Consider the following 1,985-nt stretch of genomic DNA (forward strand, 5'->3'; position numbering starts at 1 on the left):
TGCCTCTTCAATTTGCCCATGTAAAATGGCATTACGTATATTGGTACTGCTAACTTTTACAGCATCTAGTAAATGCTCAGGTATTTCTTTTAAATAATAATTGTATTCAATGGCTTTTTGTTCCATTAACATAAAATCACCTGTTCTTTCTTTTCCAAATCTATGATCGTAGCCAATAATTATGGTATGAGGTTTAAATTTTTCTACCAAAAAATCTTTTATGTATTCTTCTGCAATTTGGTTAGCAAAATAGTCGGTAAAAGGCACTACTACTAAATGATTAACCCCAGTTTTTGCCAATAATTCAATACGTTCGGTTAGCGTATTTAATAGCCTAATACCTGTAACAACACTACTCACAATTTTCCGAGGATGTGGGTGAAAAGTGATAATAACAGATTCGCCGCCGGCTTCGGCTGCCGCAGCTTTAAGCGTATTAATAATTTGCTGGTGGCCGCTGTGTACCCCATCGAAAGTGCCGATGGTGATGACCGCATTTTTAAATGCAGGCAGCTGGTCTGTGGAGTAATGTACTTTCATTGTAAAATTGGTGCAAATCTAACTGATAATTTTATAATGGATAATCTATATTGAATTGTAAATTTGCCGATATTTAAAAAAAGCCAGGGATCTTGTAAAGATTCATAACTCATAACTCATAACTCATTAATGTCTTTATATTCCAAAAGAGGTGTTTCTGCCCAAAAAGAAGAAGTTCATGCAGCAGTAAAAAACCTCGACCAGGGTTTATTTCCCCATGCGTTTTGTAAAGTGTACCCCGATTTTTTAGGCGGCGACGATGCTTTTGTAAATATTATGCATGCCGATGGTGCTGGTACCAAAAGTATTTTAGCGTATTTGTATTGGAAAGAAACGGGTGATATTTCCATATGGAAAGGTATTGCACAGGATGCGATTGTAATGAACCTGGACGATCTGTTGTGCGTAGGCATTTATGATAATATTGTTTTTAATTCTACCATCGACAGAAATAAAAATCTAATACCCGGCGCTGTGCTGGAACAAATTATTACCGGCAGCCAGGAATTATTTGATACTTTAAAAACATTTGGTGTAAACATTCATTACCTCGGCGGCGAAACCGCTGATGTGGGTGATGTGGTGCGTACCATTGCGGTTAACGGCACCATGACCTGCCGCTGGCCTAAAGATAAAATTATAAGCAATGATAAAATAAAAGCAGGCGATGTAATTGTTGGTTTTGCCAGTTACGGACAGGCCACTTACGAAACTGCATACAACAGCGGCATTGGCAGCAACGGCCTTACCAGTGCAAGGCACGATGTGCTGAGTAATTTTTATGCAAAGAATTATAAAGAAAGTTTTGATAATAATCTTGATGAGGATGTGGTGTATATTGGAAAGCAAAAGTTAACGGACAGTATTTCACCCACGGCAACAGTTGGCCAACTTATTTTAAGCCCTACCAGAACTTATGCTCCTGTATTAAAATCATTGTTGCAAAATCATTTTGAAAAAATTCATGGGCTCATCCATTGTAGCGGAGGCGGACAAACGAAGTGTATGAAGTATTTGCCATCTCAGGTGTCAGACGGTTCTAAACCGTCACGACACCTAAAAATTATAAAAGATAATCTATTTGAAGCGCCTGAAATTTTTAACATCATTAAAAAGAACAGCGGCAGCAACAACCGTGAAATGTATGAAGTGTTTAACATGGGTTGCCGCTTAGAAATTTATTGTAATGCCAATGATGCGGAAACTATGATTGCCGAAGCCAATAAATTTGGTATTGCCGCACAAATTATTGGCAGGGTAGAAGAGAGTGATAAAAAGGAATTGGTGATTAGGGTGGATGGAGAGGAGATTGTGTATTGATTGCTTTTGTTAAACCTCACAAGTTTTTAAAACCTGTGAGGTTTTGGAAAGTTTTAAAACGTTGCTGTTACAGATTTTTTATCTCCTTCCACCACAAAAATAATCGGTTGTTTACGGTAAGCATT

2 protein-coding genes are annotated in these 1,985 nt (G+C 37.7%); one reads left to right on the top strand and one right to left on the bottom strand.

Annotated features, from left to right (window positions below; genetic code table 11):
- The coding region (locus ACY65O_RS21065; RefSeq protein WP_462222829.1) for an adenylyltransferase/cytidyltransferase family protein at positions 1-540 on the bottom strand (540 nt) is incomplete at its 3' end.
- A 129-nt stretch (positions 541-669) separates the two neighbouring features.
- Between ACY65O_RS21065 and ACY65O_RS21070 the strand changes: the two genes are divergently transcribed.
- Entirely contained in the window at positions 670-1,860 is a 1,191-nt protein-coding gene (locus ACY65O_RS21070; RefSeq protein WP_462222830.1) for an AIR synthase related protein, read from the top strand.
- The last annotated feature ends 125 nt before the right edge of the window (positions 1,861-1,985 follow it).

It is taken from the genome of Ferruginibacter sp., from assembly GCF_031430955.1.
In the GTDB taxonomy this organism is placed as follows: domain Bacteria; phylum Bacteroidota; class Bacteroidia; order Chitinophagales; family Chitinophagaceae; genus Ferruginibacter.

Excerpts from the sequence above, each read along its gene's own strand:
- ACY65O_RS21070 (WP_462222830.1), top strand. The coding sequence starts at position 670 with ATGTCTTTATATTCCAAAAGAGGTGTTTCTGCCCAAAAAGAAGAAGTT.